This is a genomic window from Ectopseudomonas chengduensis (genome assembly GCF_900102635.1).
GTDB lineage: Bacteria > Pseudomonadota > Gammaproteobacteria > Pseudomonadales > Pseudomonadaceae > Aquipseudomonas > Aquipseudomonas chengduensis.
Genome location: NZ_FMZQ01000023.1, coordinates 15,493 through 39,799 on the forward strand (window position 1 = coordinate 15,493; position 24,307 = coordinate 39,799).

General features: G+C 63.6%; 26 protein-coding genes and 1 pseudogene. 12 read left to right on the forward strand and 15 right to left on the reverse strand.

Translation table 11 applies throughout. The annotated features are described in order from the left end of the window. Positions 1 to 18 precede the first annotated feature (18 nt). Positions 19 to 1,200, reverse strand: coding sequence for an NO-inducible flavohemoprotein (hmpA, locus tag BLS08_RS24345; RefSeq protein ID WP_017675272.1), 1,182 nt, complete (start codon positions 1,198 to 1,200; stop codon positions 19 to 21). Between the two features lie 336 nt (positions 1,201 to 1,536). Here hmpA and norR point away from each other — a divergent pair, with 336 nt between their 5' ends. Then, on the forward strand, positions 1,537 to 3,087 hold the full coding sequence (norR, locus tag BLS08_RS24350; RefSeq protein ID WP_017675271.1) for a nitric oxide reductase transcriptional regulator NorR: 1,551 nt from the start codon (positions 1,537 to 1,539) through the stop codon (positions 3,085 to 3,087). A 65-nt stretch (positions 3,088 to 3,152) separates the two neighbouring features. Here norR and BLS08_RS24355 read toward each other — a convergent pair whose 3' ends face one another. From BLS08_RS24355 to BLS08_RS24365, 3 genes are read right to left on the reverse strand one after another with little or no spacing between them, the layout of a single operon-like run. Continuing rightward, positions 3,153 to 4,082 (reverse strand): class I SAM-dependent methyltransferase, encoded by a 930-nt coding sequence (locus BLS08_RS24355; protein WP_017675270.1) that lies wholly within the window; start codon positions 4,080 to 4,082, stop codon positions 3,153 to 3,155. After that, complete coding sequence (locus BLS08_RS24360; protein WP_017675269.1) at positions 4,075 to 4,413, reverse strand: FKBP-type peptidyl-prolyl cis-trans isomerase; 339 nt, start codon at positions 4,411 to 4,413, stop codon at positions 4,075 to 4,077. Before BLS08_RS24360 ends, BLS08_RS24355 begins: the two co-directional genes overlap by 8 nt. A gap of 1 nt (position 4,414) precedes the next feature. Beyond that, positions 4,415 to 4,843: a group II truncated hemoglobin gene (locus BLS08_RS24365; RefSeq protein ID WP_017675268.1), complete on the reverse strand. Its 429-nt coding sequence runs from the start codon at positions 4,841 to 4,843 to the stop codon at positions 4,415 to 4,417. 165 nt (positions 4,844 to 5,008) lie between these two features. Between BLS08_RS24365 and BLS08_RS24370 the strand changes: the two genes are divergently transcribed. The 3 genes from BLS08_RS24370 to BLS08_RS24380 all read left to right on the forward strand — a co-directional run bounded on the left by BLS08_RS24370 (position 5,009) and on the right by BLS08_RS24380 (position 8,980). Beyond that, positions 5,009 to 7,372, forward strand: a complete 2,364-nt coding sequence (locus BLS08_RS24370) for a DNA polymerase II (protein WP_017675267.1) — start codon at positions 5,009 to 5,011, stop codon at positions 7,370 to 7,372. 262 nt (positions 7,373 to 7,634) lie between these two features. Then, entirely contained in the window at positions 7,635 to 8,621 is a 987-nt protein-coding gene (locus BLS08_RS24375) for a TerC family protein (RefSeq protein ID WP_017675266.1), read from the forward strand. A 62-nt stretch (positions 8,622 to 8,683) separates the two neighbouring features. Then, on the forward strand, positions 8,684 to 8,980 hold the full coding sequence (locus tag BLS08_RS24380) for a hypothetical protein (RefSeq protein WP_017675265.1): 297 nt from the start codon (positions 8,684 to 8,686) through the stop codon (positions 8,978 to 8,980). Positions 8,981 to 9,074: 94 nt separating this feature from the next. Here the strand turns inward: BLS08_RS24380 and BLS08_RS24385 are convergent, their stop codons facing one another. From BLS08_RS24385 to BLS08_RS24405, 5 genes are read right to left on the reverse strand one after another with little or no spacing between them, the layout of a single operon-like run. After that, positions 9,075 to 10,202 carry an NAD(P)/FAD-dependent oxidoreductase gene (locus tag BLS08_RS24385; RefSeq protein ID WP_017675264.1) on the reverse strand — a complete coding sequence of 376 codons (1,128 nt, stop codon included), beginning with the start codon at positions 10,200 to 10,202 and terminating at the stop codon, positions 9,075 to 9,077. Positions 10,203 to 10,234: 32 nt separating this feature from the next. Next, on the reverse strand, positions 10,235 to 10,489 hold the full coding sequence (locus tag BLS08_RS24390) for a hypothetical protein (protein WP_017675263.1): 255 nt from the start codon (positions 10,487 to 10,489) through the stop codon (positions 10,235 to 10,237). Positions 10,490 to 10,543: 54 nt separating this feature from the next. Then, entirely contained in the window at positions 10,544 to 10,822 is a 279-nt protein-coding gene (locus BLS08_RS24395) for a Rho-binding antiterminator (RefSeq protein WP_017675262.1), read from the reverse strand. A 10-nt stretch (positions 10,823 to 10,832) separates the two neighbouring features. Next, positions 10,833 to 11,087, reverse strand: a complete 255-nt coding sequence (locus tag BLS08_RS24400; protein ID WP_017675261.1) for a DUF2024 family protein — start codon at positions 11,085 to 11,087, stop codon at positions 10,833 to 10,835. Positions 11,088 to 11,142: 55 nt separating this feature from the next. Beyond that, positions 11,143 to 11,373, reverse strand: a complete 231-nt coding sequence (locus BLS08_RS24405; protein WP_017675260.1) for a thioredoxin family protein — start codon at positions 11,371 to 11,373, stop codon at positions 11,143 to 11,145. A 117-nt stretch (positions 11,374 to 11,490) separates the two neighbouring features. On the opposite strand from BLS08_RS24405, the gene BLS08_RS24410 reads away from it, so the two are divergent. The 3 genes from BLS08_RS24410 (at position 11,491) to BLS08_RS24420 (ending at position 13,821) form a co-directional block, all read left to right on the forward strand. After that, entirely contained in the window at positions 11,491 to 12,057 is a 567-nt protein-coding gene (locus tag BLS08_RS24410; RefSeq protein WP_055984833.1) for a MarR family winged helix-turn-helix transcriptional regulator, read from the forward strand. Continuing rightward, the gene (locus BLS08_RS24415; RefSeq protein ID WP_017675258.1) at positions 12,054 to 12,749 is read left to right on the forward strand and encodes an MOSC domain-containing protein; all 696 of its coding nucleotides are present in this window, start codon (positions 12,054 to 12,056) and stop codon (positions 12,747 to 12,749) included. The genes BLS08_RS24410 and BLS08_RS24415 overlap by 4 nt, the downstream gene beginning before the upstream one ends. Positions 12,750 to 12,867: 118 nt before the next feature. Further along, positions 12,868 to 13,821 carry a helix-turn-helix domain-containing protein gene (locus BLS08_RS24420; RefSeq protein WP_055984836.1) on the forward strand — a complete coding sequence of 318 codons (954 nt, stop codon included), beginning with the start codon at positions 12,868 to 12,870 and terminating at the stop codon, positions 13,819 to 13,821. On the opposite strand, the gene BLS08_RS24425 is transcribed toward BLS08_RS24420, so the two are convergent. Next, positions 13,808 to 14,191, reverse strand: a complete 384-nt coding sequence (locus tag BLS08_RS24425; RefSeq protein ID WP_082469367.1) for a helix-turn-helix domain-containing protein — start codon at positions 14,189 to 14,191, stop codon at positions 13,808 to 13,810. The genes BLS08_RS24420 and BLS08_RS24425 overlap by 14 nt on opposite strands. 214 nt (positions 14,192 to 14,405) lie before the next feature. Here BLS08_RS24425 and BLS08_RS24430 point away from each other — a divergent pair, with 214 nt between their 5' ends. The 5 genes and pseudogenes from BLS08_RS24430 to BLS08_RS24450 form a co-directional block, all read left to right on the forward strand. Continuing rightward, positions 14,406 to 15,521: an SMP-30/gluconolactonase/LRE family protein gene (locus BLS08_RS24430; protein ID WP_139204305.1), complete on the forward strand. Its 1,116-nt coding sequence runs from the start codon at positions 14,406 to 14,408 to the stop codon at positions 15,519 to 15,521. 145 nt (positions 15,522 to 15,666) lie between these two features. Continuing rightward, a complete protein-coding gene (locus BLS08_RS24435) occupies positions 15,667 to 16,491 on the forward strand; it encodes an alpha/beta fold hydrolase (protein ID WP_055984844.1) in 825 nt (274 codons plus the stop codon). A gap of 43 nt (positions 16,492 to 16,534) precedes the next feature. Further along, entirely contained in the window at positions 16,535 to 17,089 is a 555-nt protein-coding gene (locus tag BLS08_RS24440) for a cysteine hydrolase family protein (protein WP_055984847.1), read from the forward strand. Between the two features lie 8 nt (positions 17,090 to 17,097). Continuing rightward, a complete protein-coding gene (locus tag BLS08_RS24445; RefSeq protein ID WP_236699048.1) occupies positions 17,098 to 17,466 on the forward strand; it encodes a hypothetical protein in 369 nt (122 codons plus the stop codon). Further along, positions 17,444 to 17,554, forward strand: a pseudogene (locus BLS08_RS24450) (catalase-related domain-containing protein); the annotation flags it as partial. The gene BLS08_RS24445 and the pseudogene BLS08_RS24450, both read left to right, overlap by 23 nt. A gap of 59 nt (positions 17,555 to 17,613) precedes the next feature. Here BLS08_RS24450 and rhlB read toward each other — a convergent pair. The 5 genes from rhlB to BLS08_RS24475 all read right to left on the reverse strand — a co-directional run bounded on the left by rhlB (position 17,614) and on the right by BLS08_RS24475 (position 24,204). Continuing rightward, positions 17,614 to 19,062, reverse strand: coding sequence for an ATP-dependent RNA helicase RhlB (gene rhlB, locus BLS08_RS24455; protein ID WP_055984850.1), 1,449 nt, complete (start codon positions 19,060 to 19,062; stop codon positions 17,614 to 17,616). A gap of 110 nt (positions 19,063 to 19,172) precedes the next feature. Next, a complete protein-coding gene (locus BLS08_RS24460; protein WP_055984852.1) occupies positions 19,173 to 20,336 on the reverse strand; it encodes a dipeptidase in 1,164 nt (387 codons plus the stop codon). 153 nt (positions 20,337 to 20,489) lie between these two features. Continuing rightward, entirely contained in the window at positions 20,490 to 21,428 is a 939-nt protein-coding gene (locus tag BLS08_RS24465) for a GGDEF domain-containing protein (protein WP_017675248.1), read from the reverse strand. A 191-nt stretch (positions 21,429 to 21,619) separates the two neighbouring features. Beyond that, the gene (locus BLS08_RS24470) at positions 21,620 to 23,521 is read right to left on the reverse strand and encodes an acyl-CoA synthetase (protein WP_090337630.1); all 1,902 of its coding nucleotides are present in this window, start codon (positions 23,519 to 23,521) and stop codon (positions 21,620 to 21,622) included. A gap of 23 nt (positions 23,522 to 23,544) precedes the next feature. Next, positions 23,545 to 24,204, reverse strand: a complete 660-nt coding sequence (locus BLS08_RS24475) for an alpha/beta hydrolase (RefSeq protein WP_021488710.1) — start codon at positions 24,202 to 24,204, stop codon at positions 23,545 to 23,547. Positions 24,205 to 24,307: the final 103 nt, after the last annotated feature.

The following is a 24,307-nucleotide window of genomic DNA, read 5'->3' on the forward strand; positions in this document are numbered from 1 at the left end:
GGTTTACCTCCTGATTGATCAGCTATCCAGTGCCGAAGCCGGGCCGAAGAATTCGTAGCGGCTTTGCTCGGCGGGAACGCCCAGCGCCTGCAGATGACGCTTGACCTGCGCCATGAAGGGTTTCGGGCCGAGGAAGTAGGCGTCCAGATCGCGCTCGGCCGGCAGCCATTGCTCCAGCAGATCGCGGCTCAGAAAACCGCTGGCGTCGGCCCTGTCACCCTCGCGCGGTTCGCTGTAGCAGACGTAGTGGCGAATCTGCGGATGCTCGGCGGCATGGGCATCGACCCAGTCGCGGAAAGCATGCACCTCGGCATTGCGCGCGCAGTGGATGAAGTGGATGGGACGGCCGCTGTGCCGCGCCGCGTCGAGCATGGCCAGCGCCGGGGTGATGCCGACGCCGGCACTGATCAGGGCCAGCGGTTTGTCCGAGGCGCTCAGGGTGAACTCGCCAGACGGTGGGAACAGTTCGAGTTCGTCGCCGACCTGAACCTTATCGTGCAGATGATTGGAGACACGACCGCCGACCTCGCGCTTGACGCTGATGCGGTATTCGCGACCGTTGGCCAGAGCCGACAGCGAGTAGTTACGGCGCACTTCTTCGCCATCCAGCAGCAGGCGCATGCCGATGTACTGGCCGGGTTGATGGTCGAGCAGGGCGCCGCCGTCGACCGGCACCAGGTGGAAGGAGGTGATCTCGGCGCTCTCTACCACCTTGCGCGCCACGCGGAAGCTGCGTGCGCCGCGCCAGCCGCCCGGCGCCGCTGCATTCTCGGTATAGAGCTGCTCTTCGGCGCCGATGAAAATATCGGCCAGTTGCTGGTAAGCCACGGCCCAGGCATCGATCACGGCATCGGTGGCGATCTCGGCACCCAGCACCTCGCGGATCGCGCGCAGCAGGCAGCCGCCAACGATGGGGTAGTGCTCGGGGAGAATCTGCAGGGCCACGTGTTTGTTCACCACCTGACGCACCAGCGGGCCGAGGGCTTCGAGACGGTCGATATGGCGGGCGTACATCAGCACGCCGCCCGCCAGGGCACGTGGCTGGTCGCCGCTGGCCTGGTGGGCCTGGTTGAACAGCGGGCGTACCTCTGGGTGTTCGCTGAGCATCATCCGATAGAAGTACGTGGTCAGCGCCTCGCCGCCGCTTTCCAGCAGGGGCACGGTGGCTTTGATCAGGTCGCGTTGAGCATTGGTCAGCATGGGGGGATCTCCGCAAGGCAAATGAAGAGCACCTCTAAAAACTATCTACGTTGTCATCACTGCGTTAAAAACAAGCTCAAAATGCTCATTTACAGCTCGTAAACTCCGCTTTTTCGCTTGTTTTTGCCTTGTGCTGACTGCCTCGACTACGTTTTTAGAGGCGCCCTGAAGGCGCCGGTGTGGCTCGTCTGGCCAGTTGTGGCGTGCTAGCGTTAGCGATCGATACCTATCAGTAAGTGTGCCAACTAAATAATCCTTAAAAATCAGTGGCTTATTTATTTTGTTGTGCTAATGACTCGCATCGCGTGTGAGTCATAAAGACTTTGAGTAGTCGAAATGACCGCTAATCCTCTGCTGGAAACTCTTATTCCTCTGGTCGCCGATCTGTCTCGCGAGCTGGATGATGGCGAGCGTTATCGCCGCCTGCTCGCGGCCTTGCGTCAGTTGTTCCCTTGCGATGCCGTGGCGCTGCTGCGACTCGATGGCGAAATTCTGGTGCCCCTGGCGGTCGAGGGGCTGAGTGCCGATACCCTGGGACGGCGCTTCAGAGTCAGCGAGCATCCGCGTCTGGCTGCGTTGCTGGAGCACGCCGGACCGACGCGTTTCGCTGCCGACTGCGGCCTGCCTGACCCCTACGACGGCCTGGTCGAGGGGCTGCATGGCCACCTGGAAGTGCACGACTGCCTCGGTTGCCCGCTGTACCTGGACGAGCAGCTCTGGGGCCTGCTGACCCTGGATTCGCTCGACCCGGCCAGTTTCGGTCGGCTCGATCTGGACAGCCTCGAGGCCTTTGCCAGCCTGGCCGCGGCCACGGTCAAGGTCAGCCAGCGCATCAGCGGCCTGGCGCAGCGGGTCGAGGCTGAGCGCCAGCTCACCGAGCTGTACAAACAGGCGCGGCAGCAACCGCGCGAGCTGGTGGGGCAGAGCGCGGCGCTGCGCAAGCTGCAGGACGAGATTCGCCTGGTCGGTGACAGCCCGCTGACCGTGCTGATCACCGGCGAGACCGGGGTCGGCAAGGAGTTGGTGGCCGAGGCGATCCACGCCGCCTCGCCGCGGGCGCAGCGTCCGCTGGTCAGCATCAACTGCGCGGCGTTACCCGATGCGCTGGTGGAGAGCGAACTGTTTGGCCATGTACGCGGCGCCTTCTCCGGGGCCATGAGCGAGCGCAGCGGCAAGTTCGAGCTGGCCGATGGCGGCAGCCTGTTTCTCGACGAAGTGGGTGAACTGCCGCTGGCGATCCAGGCCAAGCTGCTGCGCGTGCTGCAGAGTGGGCAGTTGCAGCGGGTTGGTTCGGATCGCGAACACCGCGTCGACGTGCGGGTGATCGCCGCCACCAACCGCGACCTGGCGGCTGAGGTGCGCGCCGGACGCTTTCGTGCCGACCTGTATCACCGCCTGAGCGTTTACCCGTTGCCGGTGCCGCCGCTGCGCGAACGTGGTCGCGATGTGCTGTTGCTGGCCGGCTACTTCCTCGAAGAGAACCGCGCTCGGCTCGGGCTGCGCAGCCTACGCCTGAGCCCTGAGGCGCAGAAGGCGCTGCTCGGTCATGATTGGCCGGGCAACGTGCGTGAACTGGAACACCTGATTGGCCGTGCGGCGATCAAGGCACTGGCGCGTCACGGCGAGCGCCCGCGCATTCTCAGTCTGGATGTGCAGGACCTGGATTTGCCGACGGCCCAGGCGATGGCTGCCTCAGACGATGTGCTGGCGCCCATTGATCTACCTCCGGCAGGCCTGGAGCTGCGTGCGGCGGTGGATGTTTTTCAGCGCCAACTGATCGAGCAGTGCCTGGCGCGCCATCAGGGCAAATGGGCCGATGCGGCGCGTGAGCTGGGTGTGGATCGTGCCAACCTCAGCCGTTTGGCCAAGCGGCTGGGTATTCGCTAGCCGGATTGTAGGAGGGGCTTTAGCCGCGATCTGTTCATGTCGCGGCTAAAGCCCCTCCCACAGGTTTATCCCTGTTGGAACACCAGCGCCTTCAGGCCGCTCTCGGGCGATATATCGGGAAACTCCGGCGGGTTGTCCAGGCGCTCGACGAAGCGCAGTTGCGGTGCTTCGGCGGCCATGCCCTCAATGAGAAAGTCCGGGCCGATATCCGGGTCATTGACGCAGGCCAGCACGATGCCGTGCTCGGTCAGCAACTCGGGTAGGCGACGGAGAATCTTGGCGTAGTCCTGGGTGAGGGCGAAGCTGCCTTTCTGAAAGCTCGGCGGGTCGATGATCACCAGATCGTATGGCCCGCTTTTGCGCACTTTGCCCCAGGACTTGAACAGCTCGTGACCGAGAAATTCCACCCGGCTCAGGTCATGCCCGTTCAGGCGGTGGTTTTCACGCCCGCGTGACAGGGCTGCGCGCGCCATGTCTAGGTTGACCACGTGCGCGGCACCGCCGGCGATGGCCGCGATGGAGAAGCCGCAGGTGTAGGCGAACAGGTTGAGCACGCGCTTGCCGGCGGCCTGTTCGCGCACCCACTGGCGGCCCAGGCGCATATCGAGGAACAGCCCGCTGTTCTGCTTGCTGCCCAGGTCGAGCAGGTAGTGCAGGCTGTCCTCGATGATGGGCCATTGCGCCTGCGGCTCGCCGGCCAACCATTCGCTCTCGCTGCCGTGTACATAACGGTGCTGCAGCAGTAGGGCGCGCGCGCCGCTGGCCTGCCATTGCGGCGTTTCCAGCAGTTCCATGAGCAGCGGTCGCAGCGCTGGCGATGGTTCGCGGAACAGCATCACCAGGACGATGCCGGACAACCAGTCGACGGTGATCTGCTCCAGTCCTGGCCAGCAGCGGCCACGGCCATGGAACAGGCGGCGCGTTTCGATGCCGGGGTGGTTTTCCAGTGCCTGCAGCAGGTGCTCGCGCAGGACGGCGAGTGGCGTGTCAGTCATCGCGGGTCAGCACTTCCAGCAGCTCGATTTCGAAGGTCAGGTCGGAGTTGGGCGGAATCGCGCCCATGCTGCGCTCGCCATAACCCAGATGCGCCGGCACCTGCAGCTTGCGCTTGCCGCCGACCTGCATGCCCATCAGGCCCTGATCCCAGCCCTTGATCACCCGGCCAGTGCCTATCACGCACTGGAACGGCTTGCCGCGCGACCAGGACGAGTCGAACTCGCTGCCGTCGGCCAGCCAGCCGCGATATTGGGTGGTGATCAGGGCGCCCTTGACCACGGCCTTGCCGTTGCCGGGTTGCAGGTCTTCGATGATCAGTTTGTCAGTCATGTCAGGTTTCCTTGCGGTGACGGTTTTGGCTGGCCTGCACGGAGCGTTCAGCGGGTACGCGCAGCTGGGTCAGCAGGTAGTCGGCGAAGGTCGGCGCATAACTCTGTAGAGCGATGGCGCCGGCCATGCAGCTCAGCCAGCTTTCCGCCAGCGCCTGGTCGATTGGCCATTGGGCATGGAAGGCCGGGATGCTGATGCTGCCGTATTTTTCGGCAAACAGGCGTGGGCCGCCCAGCCAGCCGCTGAGAAAGCACGCCAGCTTGTCGCGTGAGGCGCTCAGATCGGCAGGGTGAAGGGCGCGCAGGGCAGCGGCCTCGGGGCGTTCGTCCATCAGCCGGTAGAAGTCGTCGACCAGGCGGCGCAGGCCGTCGATGCCGCCGGCGGCCTGGTAGGAGGCATCGCCGGTGCCGTAGGCAGGTGTGTGACTCATCGCGTTGTTCCGCGGAAAAGGCGCCATTGTAACCGCTGGCGTAGAATGGTCGGCCAGTTTGAAGTACATGCCCTGTGGGAGGGGCTTTAGCAGCGACGGTCGCGGCTAAAGCCCCTCCCACAAGTAGCCCATAAGCACCGAGTTTGAATCCGTAGCCCAATCCCGATGACGCAACCCCAGCAAGGCTTCGTGCTCAGCCGCCATTGGCGCGATACGCCGGAGGGCACCGAGGTGGCCTTCTGGCTGGCGACCGATGCCGGCCCGCGTCAGATACGCCTGCCGTGCCAGGAGACGTTGGCCTTTATCCCCGCCGAGCAGCGCGCCTGGGTCGAGCCGTTGTTGCGTAATGAGAAGGGCGTCGAGCTGCGCGAACTGGCCTTGCGCGACTTCAAACGCCGCCCGGTGCTGGGCCTGTATTGCCGCCAGTACCGCCAGTTGCTGCAGTTGGAGAAGAAGCTGCGACAGGTCGGCGTCGACGTCTACGAGGCCGATATTCGCCCGCCGGATCGCTACCTGATGGAGCGCTTTATCACCGCCAGCGTGCTCTTCGAGGGTATCGAGCAGCCGGACGGCAGCCTACTGTGCAAGTCGCTCAAGCCCGCCGCCGATTACCGTCCGATGCTGCGCCTGGTGTCGCTGGATATCGAGACCAGCGCCCGTGGCGAGCTGTATTCCATCGCCCTGGAGGGCTGCGGCCAGCGCCAGGTGTACATGCTCGGCCCGGCCAATGGCGACGCCAGCAGCGTCGACTTCGACCTGGAGTACTGCGACAGCCGCAAGGCGCTGCTCGAGCGCCTGAATGCCTGGCTGCAGCGGCATGATCCGGACGCCATCATCGGTTGGAACCTGGTGCAATTCGACCTGCGGGTGCTGCGCGATCACGCTGAGCAACTGAAGGTGCCGCTGCTGCTGGGGCGTGGTGGCGACGTGATGGGCTGGCGCCAGCACAACAGTAGCCAGCACTATTTCGCCGAGGCGGCCGGACGGTTGATCATCGATGGCATCGAGGCGCTGCGTTCGGCGACCTGGAGTTTCCCCTCGTTCAGCCTCGAGTCGGTGGCGCAGACCCTGCTCGGTGAGGGCAAGGCGATAGACACGCCCTATGCGCGCATGGACGAGATCCAGCGCATGTTCGACGAGGACAAGCCGGCGCTGGCCCTCTACAACCTCAAGGACTGCGAGTTGGTCACGCGCATCTTCGCTCATACCGACCTGCTAGCCTTCCTGCTGGAGCGCTCCAGCGTCACTGGGCTGGCGGCCGACCGCAGCGGCGGCTCGGTAGCGGCTTTCACCCACCTGTACCTGCCGCCTATGCACCGCCTGGGCTTCGTCGCGCCTAATCTCGGCGATATTCGTGGCGAGAACAGCCCCGGCGGTTTCGTCATGGACTCGCGCCCCGGCCTGTACGACTCGGTGTTGGTACTGGACTACAAGAGCCTGTATCCGTCGATCATCCGCAGCTTCCTGATCGACCCGCTGGGCCTGGTCGAAGGGCTGCACCAGCCGGATGACGAACACTCGGTGGAAGGCTTTCGCGGCGCGCGTTTCTCGCGTACCCGACATTGCCTGCCGGCCATCGTCGAGCGCGTCTGGCAGGGCCGTGAAGTGGCCAAGCGCGAGGGCAACGCGGCCTTGTCGCAGGCACTGAAGATCATCATGAACGCCTTCTATGGTGTGCTCGGTTCCAGTGGCTGCCGCTTCTTCGACCCGCGCCTGGCCTCGTCGATCACCCTGCGCGGGCACCAGATCATGAAACGCACGCGCGAGCTGATCGAAGCCGAGGGGCATGCGGTGATTTACGGCGATACCGACTCCACCTTCGTCTGGCTCGGCCGCGCCCATGACGAGGATGAGGCGACGCGCATCGGTCGTGTGCTGGTGGCGCGCGTCAACGCCTGGTGGCGAGAACATCTGCAGCACGAGTACGGTCTGACCAGCGCCCTGGAGCTGCAATTCGAGACCCATTACCGGCGCTTTCTGATGCCCACCATTCGCGGCACCGAGGAGGGCAGCAAGAAGCGCTATGCCGGCTTGGTACTCAGCGCCGATGGTAGTGAGCGCATGGTGTTCAAAGGGCTGGAAACGGTACGCACCGATTGGTCGCCGCTGGCCCAGCGCTTTCAGCAGGAACTGTACCGACTGGTGTTCGCTGACCAGCCCTACGAGGACTTCGTGCGCGACTACGTGAAGCGCACCCTGGCCGGTGAGCTGGACGAGCTGCTGGTCTATCGCAAGCGTTTGCGCCGGCGCCTCGACGACTACCAGCGCAACGTGCCGCCGCACGTACGCGCCGCGCGCCTGGCCGACGAGCACAACCAGCGTCTTGGCCGGCCGCTGCAATATCAGCGTGGCGGCTGGATCAGCTATCTGATCACCACAGGCGGGCCGCAACCGCTGGAGCGTCTGCTGTCGCCGGTGGACTACGAGCATTACATCAGCCGCCAGCTGAAGCCGGTGGCCGATGCCATCCTGCCGTTCGTCGGCGGCGACTTCGAGCGGTTGGTGGACGGGCAGCTCGGACTGTTCTGAAACCTTCGGATAAACAGCGAACCCCGTAGGAGCCCGCTTGCGGGCGATCCTGGTGCCGGCGGCTGATCGCCAGCAAGCTGGCTCCTACAAGACGGCAGCAGGCTCTGTAGCGGCGTAGAGCCGGAAATACTTTGCAAAAATCTTCTCGTTGAGCAGCATTCTTGGCCTGAGTATCTTTGCGCCCGTGATGCCGGGCCCCTCTGGCGGTTAACACCGCGATGTCGGAATCACAGTCTGTTCAATCTGACTGTAGGAGGGGCTCATGACTGCCCTAGAACCGTTTCTCTTCGCCGACTTCCTCGGCACGGCCACCTGGTTGTGGCTGGTCTTCATCGCTGTCGTCATCTCCCTGCTGGCCTTCGACCTTGGCGTGCTGCATCGCGATAATCGCGAAATCGGTGTGCGCGAGAGCCTACTGCTGTCTGCTGGCTACATCACGGCCGGTCTGTTGTTCGGCGTCTGGGTGTTCTTCCAGAAAGGCGGCGACGCCAGCATGGATTACGTCACCGGCTTCCTGATCGAGAAATCGCTGTCGATGGACAACGTGTTTCTCATGGCCATGATCTTCAGCTTCCTCGCCATCCCGCGGCAGTACCAGCACAAGGTGCTGTTCTGGGGGATCATGGGCGTACTGGTGCTGCGGGCGATCATGATCGGCCTGGGCGCGGCGCTGATCCACGAGTTCGCCTGGATCCTCTATGTATTCGGCGCCTTCCTGTTCTTCACTGGCGTGAAGATGCTGTTCACCAAGCTGGATTCGACCCCCGACCTGGAAAACAACGTGCTGGTGAAGTTCCTGCGCAAGCACCTGCGCGTGACCGACGAGCTGCACGGCGAGCGCTTCTTCGTGCGCCAGGACGATGGCAAAGGACGCAGCGTGCTGTGGGTGACGCCGCTGTTCCTGGCGCTGATCCTGATCGAGTGCGCCGACCTGATGTTCGCCATCGACAGCGTGCCGGCGATCTTCGCCATCACCCAGGATCCGTTCATCGTCTACACCTCGAACATCTTCGCCATCCTTGGCCTGCGTGCCCTGTACTTCGCCCTGGCCGCGCTGATCCACCGCTTCGCCTACCTCAAGTACGCGCTGGCCCTGGTGCTGGTGTTCATCGGCGCGAAGATCTTCCTGGTCGGCATCATCGGCAAGATTCCGGCGGTGGTGTCCCTGAGCGTGACCCTGGGCCTGCTGATCGGTGGCGTGCTGCTGTCGCTGTACAAGACCCGTGGCCAGCCGCCCGCGCAGATCTGATCACAGACTTTAACCCGGCTATGCACAACGTCTGGCCGGGTCCTCGAAACTGGAGAGCCATGATGCACACACACTGGAAAAACCGACTTGCGCCTGTCGCACTGGGCCTGGCGTTGATAACTCTGGTCGGCTGCGATGCGGCCGAACAGTCAGCGCAGAAACTCGCGGAGGAGGCGAAGAAGGAAGCGCAGGCGCTGATCGAGGGGTCGGTCGGCGAAGTGGTCGATGAGGTCAACCGCCAGGTGGACTCTCTGCAGGAGTCCACCAATCGCGCCTTGGGCAAGGATGATAAGGAGCAGGACACCGAGGCACAGCAGGAAGATCCCGAGAAACCACTCGAGCAGGGCGTGGAAACCTGATTCCAGGGCAGGATCGGGTAATGAATTGAGTGTGTGAGAGCGGCAGTTGGCCTCAAAGAACGAGGCCACTGGCGGCTGAAAACCTTCCAACTGCTCAGCCCAGCAGGCGCCTTGGGCTGAGTATCGCCTCGTTAAGGCCGGCTTTTACCAAGTGTTCCGGCAGCGGCTGCCGGCGGATCAGCGCCGCACAGGCCTGGCCCATGGCCGCGCTGGTCTGGATGCCGTAGCCGCCCTGCGCTGCTACCCAGAAGAAGTCATCCGCGTGAGTGTCGAAGCCGCCGACCAGATCGCCGTCGGCGACGAAGCTGCGCAGGCCGGCCCAGGTATGCGCCGGGCGGCGAATCTGCAGGGTGGTGTGTGCCTCGATCTGATGGATGCCCAGTGCGATATCCAGCTCTTCCGGTTGCACGTCATGCGGCGCCACCGGGTCGGCATTGGCCGGTGAGCCCAGCAGCAGGCCGGCATCGGGTTTGAAGTAGAAGGACTCATCCAGGCTCACCAGCGCCGGCCAGGCCTGGCAGTCGACGCCCGGCGCACCATCAAAGGTGAAGGCCGCACGACGCTTGGGTTGCAGGCCGATGCCCGGCACGCCGGCCAGGCCCGCGATCTCATCGCACCAGGCACCGGCCGCATTGATCAGCACGGCCGCGCTGTAGCGGTGCCCGGCGCAATCCACCCGCCAGCCGCCAGCGTGGCGCATGATCGACACCACGTCGCGGTTGCAGTGAATCTCCCCACCTTGCTGGCGGATGCCACGCAGGTAACCCTGGTGCAGCGCCGCGGTATCGATATCGGCGGCGCTGGGGTCCAGCAGTGCGCCATGCACGAGCTCACGGCGCAGCACCGGAACCAGCGCGCAGGCCTCGTCAGCGTCGAGCAGACGAGCCTCGGTGACATGCTCGCGGGCTTGCGCGTACTGGCGCTGCAACTCGGCGGCATCACCACTGAAATCCACCACCAGCTCGCCGCGCGGCATGAGCAAGGGATGCTCGGCGAAACCGGCTGGCGGGGCATCGTAAAAGGCGCGGCTGGCGGCCGTCAGCGCGCGGACCTGTGGCGTGCCGTAGGCCACGGTGTAGAGCGCGGCCGAGCGGCCGGTGGCGTGATAACCGGGCTGCGCCTCGCGCTCGAGCAGCAGCGTCCTGCCGTGGCTGGCGAGGAAGTAGCCGGTGGACGCGCCGGCAATGCCGGCGCCGATGATCAGGTAATCGCAATGCTGCATGCCGCGTCTATCCACTGTGCAAGGTGATTTCGTCAGGGGGAGCTGTCCAGGTACTGCTCGAGAGGCGCAGGGGCGAACAGTGGCTCCCGGCTGATCATGCGCACGCCGTCAGGGCCAGTTTCCAGTAGACGCCGTTCGCTGTGCGCCACGAGCAGGTCGAGACTGTACCCTGACGCGCTCAGGCTGGCAGCGATTTTCCGGATGGCCTGCAGTGCCGCAGGCAGATCGGACTCGAAATGGCCAAGCAATTGATCGTCATGGCGGATGGTGAGGCGGAAGATGGGCATGGGTGATTCATCCTCGGATGCAATGCGACCTGGTTTCAGGCAGACGAGAGGCGTTCAGACGGCGCAGTAACTGTCAGCCAGCACGATCCTGCCGAAGCTGGCGCCGGTGTTGAGCGGGGTGATGGCCAGCAACCAATCCAGGCGCAGCTCTTGCTGGTCGGCTTCGCCTTGCACCACCAGAAATTCTTCCTTGCTGGCTGCCGTGCGCGTGGTCAGCGCCCTTGCCTCGAAGCTCGGACCTTCGAGTCGTTCGATCAGCAAGCGATAGCCATGCATGCAGGCAATTTCCAGGTAGTCGTGCAGGTCGCAGTTCAAGGGGTGATACGCGTTCATTTCGTCTCTCCTAGCAGCCTTGCAGAGGAATGATGAAATAGCCTTTGCTGCTGATGGCCGCAGCGACTTCGGGGTGTGCGGGCTCGCTGTGGCAGAACTGGCAGCGGCTTTGTTCGATATCGTCGCCTTGCAGGCCGCGTTCGGCCATCCAGTCCTGAGCGAACTGGTTGGCTCGCCCTTGGTCGTTACCCTCGATCAGTACATCGAAGTGCAGGTAGCGGCCGTCACGCGTGCGTACGTGGGTATCGAAAACATTCACTTTCATATCGTTTCTCCTCGCTGGGGAGCGAGACGCCGCAGGGCGTCTCGCACGCTCTGGGTTACTTCAGGTCGTCGATGGAGGCGCCGAAGTTCAGGTGCAGCACCTGGCCGTCGACCACCAGTGCGGGGACCGACTTGACCCCGGCCTGTTCGGCTTCCGCCACTCGGGTGGCCTGTTCGCCGAGGTGAACGATCTCCACCTTCACCTCCGGAGCCAGCAGGTTCAACAGGGTCTGTTCGGCCGATACGCAGACGGGGCAACCGGCGTGATAGAAGCGTGCTTGAGTCATGGTCAATCTCCTGTTCGTCAATTTGGTGTCGAATCGATACCGAATCACAGACTACGCTCAAATCGATCTTTGTCAACATGGTATTTAGTCGATACTATGTTTCGACAGGAGTGATACATGACCGACACGACTCTCTTCGATCTGCTCGAAAGACTTTCCAGCCTGACCCGTATCTGGTTTCGCCAGCACCCGCTGCTGGCCGAGTTGCAGCCCATCCAACTCAGTGCGCTGATGTACCTGGCGCGCTGCAACCACTATTCGAATACACCGCTGGGGGTGACCGACTACCTCGGCCTGACCAAGGGCACGGTGTCGCAGTCGCTCAAGGCGCTGGAAGGCAAGGGGTTGATCATCAAGACGCAGGACGCACGCGATAAGCGCAGCGTGCACCTGGCGCTCACCGACCCGGCCTGGGCGTTGCTGCAGGCGCTGCTGCCGCCGGATTTCCTCGCTGCAGGCGAAGCGCGCCTGGGGGCTCAGGCAGGGCAGTTGAAAACCCTGCTGACCGATCTTCTGCGGGAAATTCAGCGCGACACCGATGTGCCGGGCTTCGGTCTCTGTGGGAGCTGCCGTTTTCACCAGCAGGTCGATGGCCAGCCGTTCTGCGGTCTGACCCAGGAGCCGCTGCAGCCAAGCGATGCCAATTTGATCTGCCGCGAACATCAGCCCCCGGAGGCCGCATGAACAGCCTGCAACTCGATGCATTGCTGACCGGCCGTGCCCAGCCTTTCACCCGGCCTGGCTCGCGCAGCGGCATTGCCAAGGTGCCACGCCAGGAAGCCCTGGCGGTGACCACGCTGGGGCTGGCCGGAGACGAGCAGGGCGACCTGCGGGTGCATGGCGGCGTGGAAAAAGCCATTCATCACTATCCGCGCGAACACTACGCCGCCTGGCTGGCCGAGTTGGGCGAGCATCCACTGCTGATGCAACCCGGTGCTTTCGGCGAAAACTTCAGCACCACGGGCTGGACCGAGGGTGACGTCTGCCTGGGCGACCTCATACGTGCGGGGTCAGCCCTGCTGCAGGTTTCCCAGGGGCGCATGCCGTGCTGGAAACTGAGTGATCGCTTCGGCGTTGCCAACCTGGCGCTGAGGGTGCAGCAGTCCGGCCGTACCGGTTGGTATTACCGGGTTCTGCAGGAAGGCGTGGTTGGCGTGGGAGATCGGCTACAGGTGGTGGAGCGCATTCATGCCGATTGGCCGCTCAGCCGTCTTTCGGCGGTGTTGTTCGACAAGCGCGTGGAGCCCGAGCTGTTGCGTGAATGCCTGGCCCTGCCGCTGGTGCCGTCCTGGCGCAGAACCCTGGAGCGACGCCTGGAAAAAGCCGAGGTCGAGGACTGGGCGCCTCGGCTGCAAGGCACAGACATCATTGGGTAGCGAGCGAAATGCGCAGATGACTGGAACGGCAAACGGATGCGAATGCTTCTACACTGGTTTCTCTTGTTGATTCCAGGTGGTTCTATACCAAGCGCCTAGCGTTTGCTGTGGGGGCAAGATGAGCAGGTTGATCTGCGCCGACTTCGATGAGTTCGAGGAGGCCTTGTACGGGGTAGAGGGCCGTTATCTGCTGCGTTCACGGCAGCAGCGCGACTGGCGTTTACGTGTCGTCGAACTCGATGGCGTGGCGCTGATGTTCGGTCGCGAGGGGGCGGGCACGGTCTACAGTGGCGTCGGCCTGCCGGGCTTCTTCAATATCTTCCTGCCACTGAGCCGGCACGAATGCACGGTACTGGGCGGCAAGCGCCTTGACCGTCGATTGATCGGCTGGATGGTGCCTGAAGCCATGTTCCACATCGATGCCAGCCAGCCTGCGAGTTGGATGACGGTGGCCATGTCGTGCGAGCTGGTACTGCGTTGGGCGCAGCAGCATGAAGACGAGTTCGATCTGTCGATTCTTTCCCGCAACCTGGTCTGTGTGGCTCAACAGGATCTGGCGCCGCTGATATGGCTGGCGCTGCGTCTGTTACGCATCGACCACTGTGCGCCGCAGGACCTGCATGTGCCGGCGGCCGAGCGTGCAGCGCAGGCAGAGTTGATGGCGCTGGTGTTTCACAGCCTGTTGCCGGTGACACTGGCTCCGCGAAATCACGCCGGGCATCAGCAGATTCTCCACCGTGCCCTGGAGCTGCTGGAGGTGACACCGGATGCGCCGCTGCATATGTCCGATCTGTGTCAGGCGTGCAGCACCTCGGAGCGCACATTACGCAATCTGTTCACCCGCTACCTGGGCATGAGCCCGCACCGCTATCTCATGCAGCATCGTCTTCATGCGATCCGCCGGGCCATTGTGCATGCACAAGCCAATGAGACCCTCACCGAGATCTGTGCGCGTTTCGGGGTCTGGGATTTCGGTCGCTTCGCAGGTTTGTACCGGCTCTATTTCGGTGAGTTGCCGTCGCAATCACTGCGCAGTCGCCGCGTGCTCGCCGGGCCGCTCAACCCGCGTTGAGCGGTCGCTGCAAGGTGGTACTGGGATACTCGCCGAAAACTCTGTAGTACTCCGCGGCCATACGTCCGCAGTCGGTATAACCGAAAGGCTGTGCAATCGCCGCGACGCTGCTCTGTTGCCCATCGGCTATGGCCAGCGCGGCGCGCAGCAGGTGCAGGCGTCGCAGGCGCAGATAACGTGCCGGCGCCATGCCCAGCGTATGCACGAAGGCGCTGCGCAAGGTCCGTTCACTGACACCTACCATTCGACATAGCTCGGTCAGACGTGGCGTGCGCCCGCCCACCAGCGGTAAAAGCTCCAGCACCCGCTGCAGCAATTGCTCATGGGAGGCCTGGCGGGCGCGCTGGCGTGGCGTCATTCGCGGTTGCATGGCGGCGTCCTGGCCGGGGGGAGCACTCAGGCTGCGCGCGTGCAACGGTGCTCGCTACGTAAAACAGGCAAATCGCCGGGCAGTGAGATTTGCCGATTTTACGTAGTGAGCGACCACTCACTACGGCGAGCATCGACTCAACGCTCGCCAGTCGCCGTTCGAGCTGACGAGCCTTCAGAAGCGTTCGATGTGGATCGACGCGAGGGGAGGCTATATGAGTCCGTCGACGTGCAGCTGGGGCATATGCCTGGTGCTGGCTGGTGCGTTTGCCGCCAGCCAGGCGCCGCCGCTCGGGCCGCAGGTGCTTGAGGTCGAGCCATTCGTCGAGTTGCCGTCAGGGGTGCGCTACCCCGAAGGCCTGGCAAGCAACCCACGCAACGGCGACATCTACGTCGGCACGTTCGATATGCGCCAGCCCGCCTCCGAGCGCAACAATCAACTGCTTCGTTACGCAGCCGATGGCCGCCTGCTGGCGCAGCGATCATTCACCGGCATGCCGCTGACCGGGCTGGGCTATGCCGACGGCCAGCTCTACATCCTCAATTTCGGTGCCGGCAAGCTGCAACGCATCCTGGCCGACTTCACGGCGGACACCCCGGTGGAAGATGTGCTCGATTTCCCCCGGCTCGTTCCGCCAGCCCCGGCGGCTCGCATGGTGGACAACCCGGACGGCAGCCAGGACCGGATCGAGTTCGCTGCCAGTGGCATGCCTGCTCCCAACGGCCTGGTATTCGCCGGCAATGGTGATCTTTATGTGTCCGACTCCTTCCAGGGCGCGCTGTATCGAATCGCTGACGCCACGCACTGCAGACCCTGCTCGCTTGAGGTGCTGTCGCGTGATCCGCTCCTCGCGACGGCGGGCTTCCTGCCCTTTGGCGCCAATGGACTAGCCCTCGATGATGGCGAGCGCCATCTCTATATCAACAACGCGGGTGATGGTCGCCTGTTGCGCATGCCGCTGTCTGGCGGTGAGTTGCAGGTGGTGGCCGAAAGCCTGCCCGGAGCCGATGGTCTGCTGTTTCACGACGGTCTGCTGTGGCTGCTGGCCAATCAGGTCGACCAGCTTCTGGGAGTCGATGAACAGGGGCTGATCCGTATACGTGCCGGTGGTTTCCGGGGCCTCAGCGCCAGCGGAGCCCCGTTGGGCTTGCTGTTCCCTGCCAGCAGCGTGGTGCAGGGCGACTGGATGGTGATCAGCAATCTGGCGTTGCCTTTGACCCCCGCCGAAGGCGACGAGTGGGAAGAGCAGGTGCGTACCTGGAATCTGGTGCGGCTGCGTCTGCCGCGATCTTCGGCCAAGGGAGGGGCAACTCATGCCGCAAACCCCTGAACAACCTTTGAATAACGGACGTCGCCAATTGCTGCTCGGCTCTGCCGCGCTGGCAACGGTGATGTTGTTACCCCTGGGTGGTTGCGTGCGGGGCGCTGGTCCCGGCACTGCCCATCCGCAAACCGAGAATGGAGGGCGTAGAACCATGGGCACCATCACCACACGCGACGGTACACAAATCTACTACAAGGACTGGGGCAGCGGCCCGGTCGTGGTGCTGAGCCATGGCTGGCCACTGAACTCCGATAGCTGGGAGGCGCAGATGATGTTCCTGGCCAGCAACGGCTATCGGGTGATCGCTCATGATCGGCGTGGTCATGGACGCTCCGGCCAGCCCTGGAATGGCAATGAAATGAACACCTACGCCGATGATCTGGCTGCACTGCTCGATCACCTGGATGTGCGTGGCGCTTCGCTGTTCGGTTTTTCCACTGGTGGCGGTGAGGTGGCGCGTTACATCGGCCGGCATGGCACCGCCCGGGTGGCCAAGGCGGGGCTGATTGCCGCTGTTCCGCCGTTGATGGTGCAGACCGAGGCCAATCCGGGTGGTCTGCCACTCTCGGTATTCGATGGCATCCGCGCGGCATCGCTCGCCGATCGTTCGCAGCTGTACCGCGACGTCGCCAGTGGGCCGTTCTTTGGCTACAACCGCCCCGGTGCCAAACCCTCGCAGGGAGTGATCGACGCGTTCTGGATGCAGGGCATGATGGTGGGTCACAAGAATGCCTATGACTGCATCAAGGCTTTCTCCGAAACCGACTTCAGCGACGACCTGAAGAAGTTCGATGTGCCGACGCTGATCCTGCACGGCGATGACGACCAGATCGTGCCCGTGGACGCTGCTGCCAGAGCTTCGGCCAAGTTGGTGCCACACGCCAAGCTGGTCATCTACCCCGGAGCGCCTCACGGCATCACCGATACCCACAAGGAACAACTGGGCGCGGACATGCTGGCCTTCCTGCGTAGCTGATCGACCATCAACGGCCATTCAATGTCATTTCGAGGACTGACCCATGAGTAGCAAGACAGCCCTGATCGTGGTTGATATCCAGAACGATTACTTCCCAGGCGGCCTATGGACGCTGAGCAAGGTGGAGGCCGCCGCCGCGAAGGCGGCACAGGTGATCGCCGCTTTTCGTGAACGCGGCGATCTGGTGGTGCACATCCGCCATGAGTTCACCAGCGCCGATGCGCCGTTCTTTCGACCCGGCAGCGAGGGGGCGCATATCCATCCCAGCGTCATCAATCAGGGCGACGAGCTGGTGGTGCTCAAGCATTACATCAACTCGTTTCGCGAAACCGAACTCAAGGCGATACTCGATCGGCACGCCATCGACGCCGTGGTGATCGTCGGCAACATGAGTCATATGTGCGTTGATGGCATCACCCGAGCCGCGGTGGATTTCGGCTACGACACCACGGTGCTGCATGACGCCTGTGCCACGCTCGATCTGCAATTCAACGGTGTAAAGGTGCCGGCCGAGCACGTGCATGCGGCATTCATGGCGGCGCTCAGCTTCGGCTACGCGCCCGTGATTTCCACTGCTGAATATCTTGCCAAAGGCTAGGGACGCTTATGAACACGGTGACGCTAAGCGCGTGGCTGGCCGTGCTGGCAAGCCCGGCCTGGGCCCACGGCCCGGAAGGCATCCACAGCGAAAAGGGCGGGCAGGTCGAGGCGGCTTTCGATCTGGTGCATACCCGTGTGCTCAAGGAGGGCAGCGATCTGGTCTTCGAGCAACTGGTCGATGGTCAGGCCGGTAGTCGTCTGCCCACCGCCAAAGGCAGCTTTGCCGGTGCAGAGGTCTACAGCTACGTCTGGCCGACGAGTCTGGACAGCGGCTCGGTGGGATTCGAGCAGGAGTCGGGCATTCTTGTCCTGGCGCTGACCTCGCACCCTGATTTCGACGACACCCCGCAGCTCGATGGGCGACGCATCTGCTGAGATCAAACGGCGCCATATCGGCCATTGCAGCAAGGCTGATCCCGCCTATGGTGCGGGGGTGGCCAGGGCACTGGGTTTGGGTGACTGACGCTCAGGCATGAAAAAGGCGAAGCCTCGCGGCTTCGCCTTGGTTCTGCCTGCGCCGGCTCAGTGCTTGCGCGGTACCGGCTTGAGCAGTTCGTCCGGTGGCATTTCGCACTGGATCTTGCGGCCGATCAGCGCTTCGATCGGCGGCAGGGCGAAGGCGTCGTCCTCGCCGGCGAAGCTGATCGAGGTGCCGCTGGTACCGGCGCGGCCGGTACGACCGATGCGGTGCACGTAGTCGTCCGGGTCTTCCGGCAGGGTGAAGTTGATCACATGGCTGATGGCATCGACGTGGATGCCGCGACCGGCGACGTCGGTCGCGACCATGACGCGGATCTTGCCTTCGCGGAAGCCTTCCAGGGCGCGGATGCGCTTGTGCTGGGGAATGTCGCCGGACATCTGCACGGCGCTGATGCCGTCGCGAGTCAGGCGCTCTTCGATGCGCCGTACTTCGTCCTTGCGGTTGGCGAAGACCATGACCCGCGTCCAGTCGTTCTGGCTGATCAGGTTGTAGAGCAGTTTGTACTTGTCAGCCGAGGCTACGGCGTACACGTGCTGCTCGACGGTATCGCTGGCGACGTTCTCCGGCTCGATCTCGACGATGGCCGGGTTGACCGTCCATTGCTTGGCCAGGTTCATCACGTCTTCGGTGAAGGTGGCGGAGAACAGCAGGGTCTGGCGGTCACCTTTCATCGGCGTCTGGCGGATGATCTGGCGCACCTGCGGGATGAAGCCCATGTCGAGCATGCGGTCGGCTTCGTCCAGCACCATCACCTCGACCATGTCCAGGTGCACTTCGCCGCGCTGGTTGAAGTCCAGCAGGCGGCCCGGCGTCGCCACGAGGATGTCGCAGAAGCGCGATTCCAGCTGCTTGAGCTGCTTGTCGAAGTCCATGCCGCCGACGAACTGCATGACATTCAGGCCGGTGTATTTGGTCAGCTCGGCAGCGTCCTTGGCGATCTGCACCACCAGTTCGCGGGTCGGCGCGATGATCAGCGCGCGTGGCTCGCCCATGTAGCGCTCTTTCGGCGGTGGGGTTTGCAGCAACTGAGTGATGATCGAGATCAGGAAGGCTGCGGTCTTGCCGGTGCCGGTCTGGGCGCGGCCAATGGTGTCCTGGCCCTTGAGGGTGTAGCCCAGTACGCCGGCCTGGATCGGCGTGCAGTAGGGGAAACCCAGGTCATGAATGGCGTGCATCAGCTCGGGGGCGAGCTTGAAGTCATGGAAGCGCGTTTTGCCTTCGGCAGGCTCGACCACGAAGTCTTCCAGCTTCCAGGTATCCACCGGTTTGGCGGGGCGCTCGCGGCGCGGCTTGTCAGCCTTTGGCGGGCGGGGCTGTTGCTGCGCCGGGCTATCGCCTGCGGTCTCGCTGGTGGTGCGGGCGGGCTTGTTCTTGCGGGGACGCTTGTGCTCTGCGTCACCGCTCTGGGCGGGCGCTGTTACGGGTGACGGCGCTGGTTGTGGCTGCTCGTCTTCGGCTTTGCCGAACATTTTCTTGAGTGCTTTGAGCACGGGCTTCTCATCGACTGGTTAAGGAGTGAACGCCCGCCAGTGTAATGCAAGACGCGGGCGTGGCGAAGTGCTTCGCTCGCGTCTGTCAAGAGGACCGTGCGCTCAGGGCCTCATTTCTCCGGCAGGCTGGCCAGCAGCAGGCGCTGTACATTGCCGCCCATGATCGCGGCAATGGCGTCATTGTCGAAGCCGGCGGTTTGCAGTCCCTCGGTAATTTGCGCCAGGCCGGTGACGTCGAACGGCGTATGCACGGTGCCGTTGAAGTCCGAGCCCAGGGCGACGTGCTCGACGCCGACCTTGTCCGCCGTATAGCGGATGGCTTTGACGATGGCGGCGACCGAGGTGTCGCAAACGGCGGTGCTCCAGTAGCCGATACCGATCACCCCGCCCGTGGCGGCGATGGCCTGCAGGTGCTTGTCGCTGAGATTGCGCGTGCCGGGGCAGGTGCCCTCGACGCCGGTGTGCGAGACCAGCACCGGGCGCGTGGCCATGGCCAGCACATCGTCGATCAGCGGGCGCGAGGCGTGGGCCAGGTCCACCAGCATGGATTTTTCTTCCAGGCGCGCGATGACCTGGCGCCCCAGTGGCGTCAGCCCGCCTTTTTCCAGGCCATGGGCCGAGCCGCCGACTTCGTTGTCGAAGAAGTGAGTCAGGCCGGCGATGCGGAAACCCGCGTCATACAGCACGTCGATGTTCTCCAGCTTGCCCTCGATAGGTTGCAGGCCTTCGGTGGCGAGCAGGCCGGCGACGCGGCGCGGGTCCTTTTCCCAGGCATCGACGAAGTTCGCCAGGTCCGCGCGGGTGCGGATCAGCACCAGGCGCCCATCGCTGCCGGCGCTGGCGTCCTTGAGTTTCTGCGCCTGGTACAGGGCGCGCTGTAGCAGGCTGCTCCAGGTTTCCCGTGGCCAACGCTGGGCCATGGCCAGCAGTGTGATGTTGTCGCTGTCGGCGCCGTTGCTCTCCATGTTCAGGCCGCGTGGGGTTTTGGTCACGGTGGAGAACACCTGCAGGCCGAGGCGGCCTTCGAGCATGCGCGGCAGGTCGGAGTGACCGTAGTCGTAGCGCTTGAGCAGATCACGCTCCCAGAGCAGGGCGTCGTCGTGCAGGTCGGCGACGAACAGCCCCTGGTGCAGCTTCTGCGCGCTGGCGCTGGCCGGATAGGGTGGCGGGCTGGCGACGCTGTTCATCTGCGCGTCGATGACTCGGGGCAGGCCCAGTACGGCGAGGGCAGAGAGGGAAACCAGCAGAAGCAGGGCGATCAGCAGTTTGCGCATAAAGGGTGGCCATCCAGGCTTGTCGTTATGCTCGGCACTGTAGCAAGGGAAGGGGCGGCGGTGCGCGGCAGCTCTACGGGAGGCGCTTCAGCGGCGATTCGGTCGCGGCTAAAGCCCCTCCCACAATGCCTAGCGCACCAATGTCGCAAATTATCAGCCGCAGAGGCAGTTACGCCCCTGTTGCTTGGCCTGGTATAGCGCCGCATCGGCGCGCGCGATAAGGCTTTGCAGGCTGTCCTTGTGCTGCATCTGCGCCAGGCCGATGGAGATGGTGACGCCGGGCAGCACACCAACCGGCGAATAGAAGGACGCGATCTGCTCCAGGCCGATACGCAGGCGCTCACCGATACCGCGTGCAGCCTCATCGGCGATCTCCGGCAGGAGAATGACGAACTCCTCGCCACCGAAACGTATCAGGCTGTCCTTCGGCCTCAGCTGGCTGCTCAGGGTATGCGCCACCAGGCACAGGGCGTAATCGCCGGCCAGGTGGCCGTGCTGGTCGTTGTAGGCCTTGAAGTGGTCGACATCGAGCATCAGCAATGACATGGGTTCGTCGTTGAAGGCACAGCGGGTGCTCTCACGCTCGAACACGTGTTCCAGCCAGCGCCGGTTGAAGCAGCCGGTGAGGGTATCAACGTTGGCGTTCTGCTCACTGTCGAGAATCTGCCGGTTGCCTTGGCGCACGCGATCGCAGAGCAGCTCCAGCAGGTTCTGCATCATCTGTGGGGATTGCTGGAACAACGCCACCAGTGATTCTCGGTGCAGGCGCAGGACGATGGAGGGGCGCTCGGCCACGACGTAGGCGGAGGGATGTTCGTTGTCGATGAAGCTGATTTCACCGGCGCAGTCGCCGACTTCGAGGGTGCTGACGGCCTGGTTGTCCAGTGACCCGAGGTAGACGCGCAACTGGCCTTCGATCAGCAGATAGAGGTGCTGGTTGCGATTGAAGGGGGAGAGCAGTACTTCGCCGGCTTCCAGCTCGCAGGCGCGAAATTCCCGCAGCAACTGGTCGAGGCTGCTGGTGGCGACATTATGAAATAGTCGCAACTGTTGAATTTGCTGCAGGTCTGCCTGCCAGTGCGCCGGTTTCATCGTGATCTCGTCGGGCCTGGCCGGGCGAATAGGCCTGAGGGCACCACCAACGCTCCCTGTCGTGTCTACGAATAGGATTCGACAGTATTCCTGGGCATCAGGCGTGGCAATGCTTGCCTGAAGCTCGGCCGACCAGTGGTTGCACGAAAGTGCGAAGCTGTTAACTGGCGCGCGTCCTGGCGCGCTCCGGATCACGCTGAGAAGTGGATGCGATGGCCCACCGCGTAGCCGGACAGACGCTCGGCAATGCTGGCAGCCAATGCCTGATCCTGATTCGGCAGGTGGATATGGGCCAGTTGACCGGCCTTGTCATCGCTCAGCACTTCGACCCGAACATCCGGATGCAGCTCATCGACAGCCGCCTGGTAAACCCTGGCGATGGCATCGAAACGCAGCGCTGGCTTGAAGGTCTTGCCCACCGCCGTGAGCGGGATTGCATCGATGATCCAGGCGTCCTTGGGCACTGCGGCGCGCTCGGGAATATGTGCGGCGGCATGTTCCAGCAGCTCGGTTTCGCTGGTCTGCGCGCCCGGCTTGAGCTGCACGTAGACCACCGGCAATTCGCCGGCCTTCTCGTCTGGCTTGCCCACGGCAGCGGCCATGGCCACGGCGGGGTGTTTGTGCAGGGCTTCCTCGATCATCTGCGGGTCGATGTTGTGACCGCCGCGGATGATCAGATCCTTGCTGCGCCCGGTCAGCCAGATATAGCCGTCAGCATCGACGCGACCAAGGTCGCCGGTGTTGAACCAGTCGCCATCGACCCAGATGCCGGCGTTCTTGCTCGCCTGCAGATAGCCCTTGAATACCGTGGCACCGCGGATGCACAGGTTGCCGATCTCATCCTGCTCGGCATCCCGGAGATAGCGTCCCTGCTCGTCGAGTACCTTGATGCGCACTTCGCAGTACGGCATGGGCAGGCCGATGGAGCCGGGGCGCCGCTCGCCGGCAGGTGGGTTGGCGCAGCTGCCGCAGGTGCCCTCGGTCAGGCCATAGCCTTCGAGCAGGGTCAGGCCGGTCTTGGCCTCGAACTGGCGTATCAGTTCCACCGGCATGGGTGCGGCGCCGCACAGGGCGTACTTCAGCGAGGACAGGTCATGGCCTTCGCTGGGAATCTGCAGCAGGCCGGCATAGATGGTCGGCACGCCGCTGAAGAAGCTGACCTTGTGGCGCGCGATCACCTTCCAGAAGTTGCTGATCAGCGTTGTGTTGCGGTAGCCCTGCGGCGTGGCCAGCAGCACTTCTGCGCCGCCGATGAAAGCCGTCAGCCCGGTGACGATCACGCCGTTGACGTGGAACAGCGGCAGACCGCAGAGCGTCACGTCGCCGACACCGAAGCGGGTCACCAGATTCATGCTGTAGGCCATCGCCACTTCGTTGCCGTGGCTGTGCGGTGCCAGCTTGGGCGTGCCGGTGGTGCCGCCGGTGTGGAAGTAACTGGCGATGTCGTCGGCGGCGATCACACGACCGCTTTCCAGGTGATCGGCGGGGCAGGCGGCGATGGTTTCATCGAAATCCAGCACGCCTTCCGGCAGCGGGCCGCGCTGGGCCTTGAGCGCGCTGCGTTGCGGTTCGGGCAGCAGGTTGGCCATGTCCACGCAGAGCACCGCCTTGAGCTCCGGCAACTGGCCGCGCAGCGCCTCCACCTTGGCCCACAGGTCGGTGCCGGGAAAGGGCGCCAGGGTCACCAGCAGCTCGGAGTTGGACGCGTGGATCAGCTCGGCGATGTGTTCGGGATCGAGCAGCGGGTTGATCGCATTGACGATGCCGGCGGCCTCGCCACCCCAGATGGTGTAGTGGGTCTGCGGCAGGTTGGGCAGCAGGAAGGACACCGCCTTGCCGGGACGCAGGCCCAGGCGGTGGAAGGCGTTGGCGGTCTGGGTGATCTTGCCGAGCAGCTCGGCATAATTCAGGCGCAGCGGGGTTTCCTCTCCCGTGCCCTGGAGAATGAACGACAGCGCCGCTGCCTCGGGACTGGTCTGCGCCGTGCGGCGAATCAGCTCGAAGGTGCTGCTGGGCAGGTCGCGATCACTCAGCGGGGTGCTCTCGATCTGTTCGATATCCTGCAGGGTGCGAATGAGGGGCGCTGTGCTCATTTATTGTGCATCTCTCGGTTCGGTCAGTCGGCCAGCAGCTGGCTCAACCATTCGGCGATATCGCGAATCTCTTCCGGCAGCACCTCGTGCGCCATTGGATAGTCGCGCCATTGCACCGGCACCCCACAGGCGTGCAGGCGGTCGTACGCGGCGCGTCCCATGTCGGGTGTCACCACGTCGTCGAATCTGCCATGCAAACAAAGCACCGGCAGTTGTCTTTTTGTATCCGCCAGCGGCATGTCATCGCTGAAAGTCGGTGCGTAGGTCGAGAGTGCCAGCACCCCGCCGAGGGGCTGTGGATAGCGCATAAAGGCAGTGTGCAGCACCACCGCGCCACCTTGGGAAAAGCCTGCCAGGACGATGCGTTCAGGGGCGATGGCGCTTTCGCGCTCGGCTTCGATCAGGGCGATCACCTGGTCGGCGGACTCTTCCAGTTGTGCCTGGTCGATGGCCCGTGCCGGACTCATGGCGAGGATGTCGTACCAGCTCGGCATGCTCCAGCCGCCGTTGATGGTCACCGGGCGGGTTGGCGCCTGCGGCAGGATGAAGCGTGTGCTGGGCAGGCGTTCCTGCAGCATCTCGGCGACCGGCAGGAAATCGTAGCGGTCAGCCCCCAGCCCATGCAGCCAGATCACGCTGGCATCGGCGGATTGTGGGGGCTGTAAAATCATGGGTGCGGTCATTGGTAGCTCCAGTGTGGTGCGGGCGCCTTAATTTGGGGCGGCACCCTGCTCAAGGCTTGGCTAATCTGTGAATAAGTTGTCGCACGGGTGAAAGTTTTGCCCT

What these genes read in the sequence shown, in the direction of transcription:
- BLS08_RS24460 (WP_055984852.1), bottom strand. Translation starts at nt 20,336, where the DNA reads ATGCGCAAACTGCTGATCGCCCTGCTTCTGCTGGTTTCCCTCTCTGCC.
- BLS08_RS24360 (WP_017675269.1), bottom strand. Translation starts at nt 4,413, where the DNA reads ATGACTGACAAACTGATCATCGAAGACCTGCAACCCGGCAACGGCAAG.
- BLS08_RS24435 (WP_055984844.1), top strand. Translation starts at nt 15,667, where the DNA reads ATGGGCACCATCACCACACGCGACGGTACACAAATCTACTACAAGGAC.
- BLS08_RS24370 (WP_017675267.1), top strand. Translation starts at nt 5,009, where the DNA reads ATGACGCAACCCCAGCAAGGCTTCGTGCTCAGCCGCCATTGGCGCGAT.
- BLS08_RS24430 (WP_139204305.1), top strand. Translation starts at nt 14,406, where the DNA reads ATGAGTCCGTCGACGTGCAGCTGGGGCATATGCCTGGTGCTGGCTGGT.
- hmpA (WP_017675272.1), bottom strand. Translation starts at nt 1,200, where the DNA reads ATGCTGACCAATGCTCAACGCGACCTGATCAAAGCCACCGTGCCCCTG.
- BLS08_RS24405 (WP_017675260.1), bottom strand. Translation starts at nt 11,373, where the DNA reads ATGACTCAAGCACGCTTCTATCACGCCGGTTGCCCCGTCTGCGTATCG.
- norR (WP_017675271.1), top strand. Translation starts at nt 1,537, where the DNA reads ATGACCGCTAATCCTCTGCTGGAAACTCTTATTCCTCTGGTCGCCGAT.
- BLS08_RS24425 (WP_082469367.1), bottom strand. Translation starts at nt 14,191, where the DNA reads ATGCAACCGCGAATGACGCCACGCCAGCGCGCCCGCCAGGCCTCCCAT.
- BLS08_RS24420 (WP_055984836.1), top strand. Translation starts at nt 12,868, where the DNA reads ATGAGCAGGTTGATCTGCGCCGACTTCGATGAGTTCGAGGAGGCCTTG.
- BLS08_RS24440 (WP_055984847.1), top strand. Translation starts at nt 16,535, where the DNA reads ATGAGTAGCAAGACAGCCCTGATCGTGGTTGATATCCAGAACGATTAC.
- BLS08_RS24410 (WP_055984833.1), top strand. Translation starts at nt 11,491, where the DNA reads ATGACCGACACGACTCTCTTCGATCTGCTCGAAAGACTTTCCAGCCTG.
- BLS08_RS24395 (WP_017675262.1), bottom strand. Translation starts at nt 10,822, where the DNA reads ATGAACGCGTATCACCCCTTGAACTGCGACCTGCACGACTACCTGGAA.
- BLS08_RS24390 (WP_017675263.1), bottom strand. Translation starts at nt 10,489, where the DNA reads ATGCCCATCTTCCGCCTCACCATCCGCCATGACGATCAATTGCTTGGC.
- BLS08_RS24475 (WP_021488710.1), bottom strand. Translation starts at nt 24,204, where the DNA reads ATGACCGCACCCATGATTTTACAGCCCCCACAATCCGCCGATGCCAGC.
- BLS08_RS24400 (WP_017675261.1), bottom strand. Translation starts at nt 11,087, where the DNA reads ATGAAAGTGAATGTTTTCGATACCCACGTACGCACGCGTGACGGCCGC.
- BLS08_RS24465 (WP_017675248.1), bottom strand. Translation starts at nt 21,428, where the DNA reads ATGAAACCGGCGCACTGGCAGGCAGACCTGCAGCAAATTCAACAGTTG.
- BLS08_RS24365 (WP_017675268.1), bottom strand. Translation starts at nt 4,843, where the DNA reads ATGAGTCACACACCTGCCTACGGCACCGGCGATGCCTCCTACCAGGCC.
- BLS08_RS24470 (WP_090337630.1), bottom strand. Translation starts at nt 23,521, where the DNA reads ATGAGCACAGCGCCCCTCATTCGCACCCTGCAGGATATCGAACAGATC.
- BLS08_RS24375 (WP_017675266.1), top strand. Translation starts at nt 7,635, where the DNA reads ATGACTGCCCTAGAACCGTTTCTCTTCGCCGACTTCCTCGGCACGGCC.
- BLS08_RS24415 (WP_017675258.1), top strand. Translation starts at nt 12,054, where the DNA reads ATGAACAGCCTGCAACTCGATGCATTGCTGACCGGCCGTGCCCAGCCT.
- BLS08_RS24385 (WP_017675264.1), bottom strand. Translation starts at nt 10,202, where the DNA reads ATGCAGCATTGCGATTACCTGATCATCGGCGCCGGCATTGCCGGCGCG.
- BLS08_RS24445 (WP_236699048.1), top strand. Translation starts at nt 17,098, where the DNA reads ATGAACACGGTGACGCTAAGCGCGTGGCTGGCCGTGCTGGCAAGCCCG.
- BLS08_RS24355 (WP_017675270.1), bottom strand. Translation starts at nt 4,082, where the DNA reads ATGACTGACACGCCACTCGCCGTCCTGCGCGAGCACCTGCTGCAGGCA.
- BLS08_RS24380 (WP_017675265.1), top strand. Translation starts at nt 8,684, where the DNA reads ATGCACACACACTGGAAAAACCGACTTGCGCCTGTCGCACTGGGCCTG.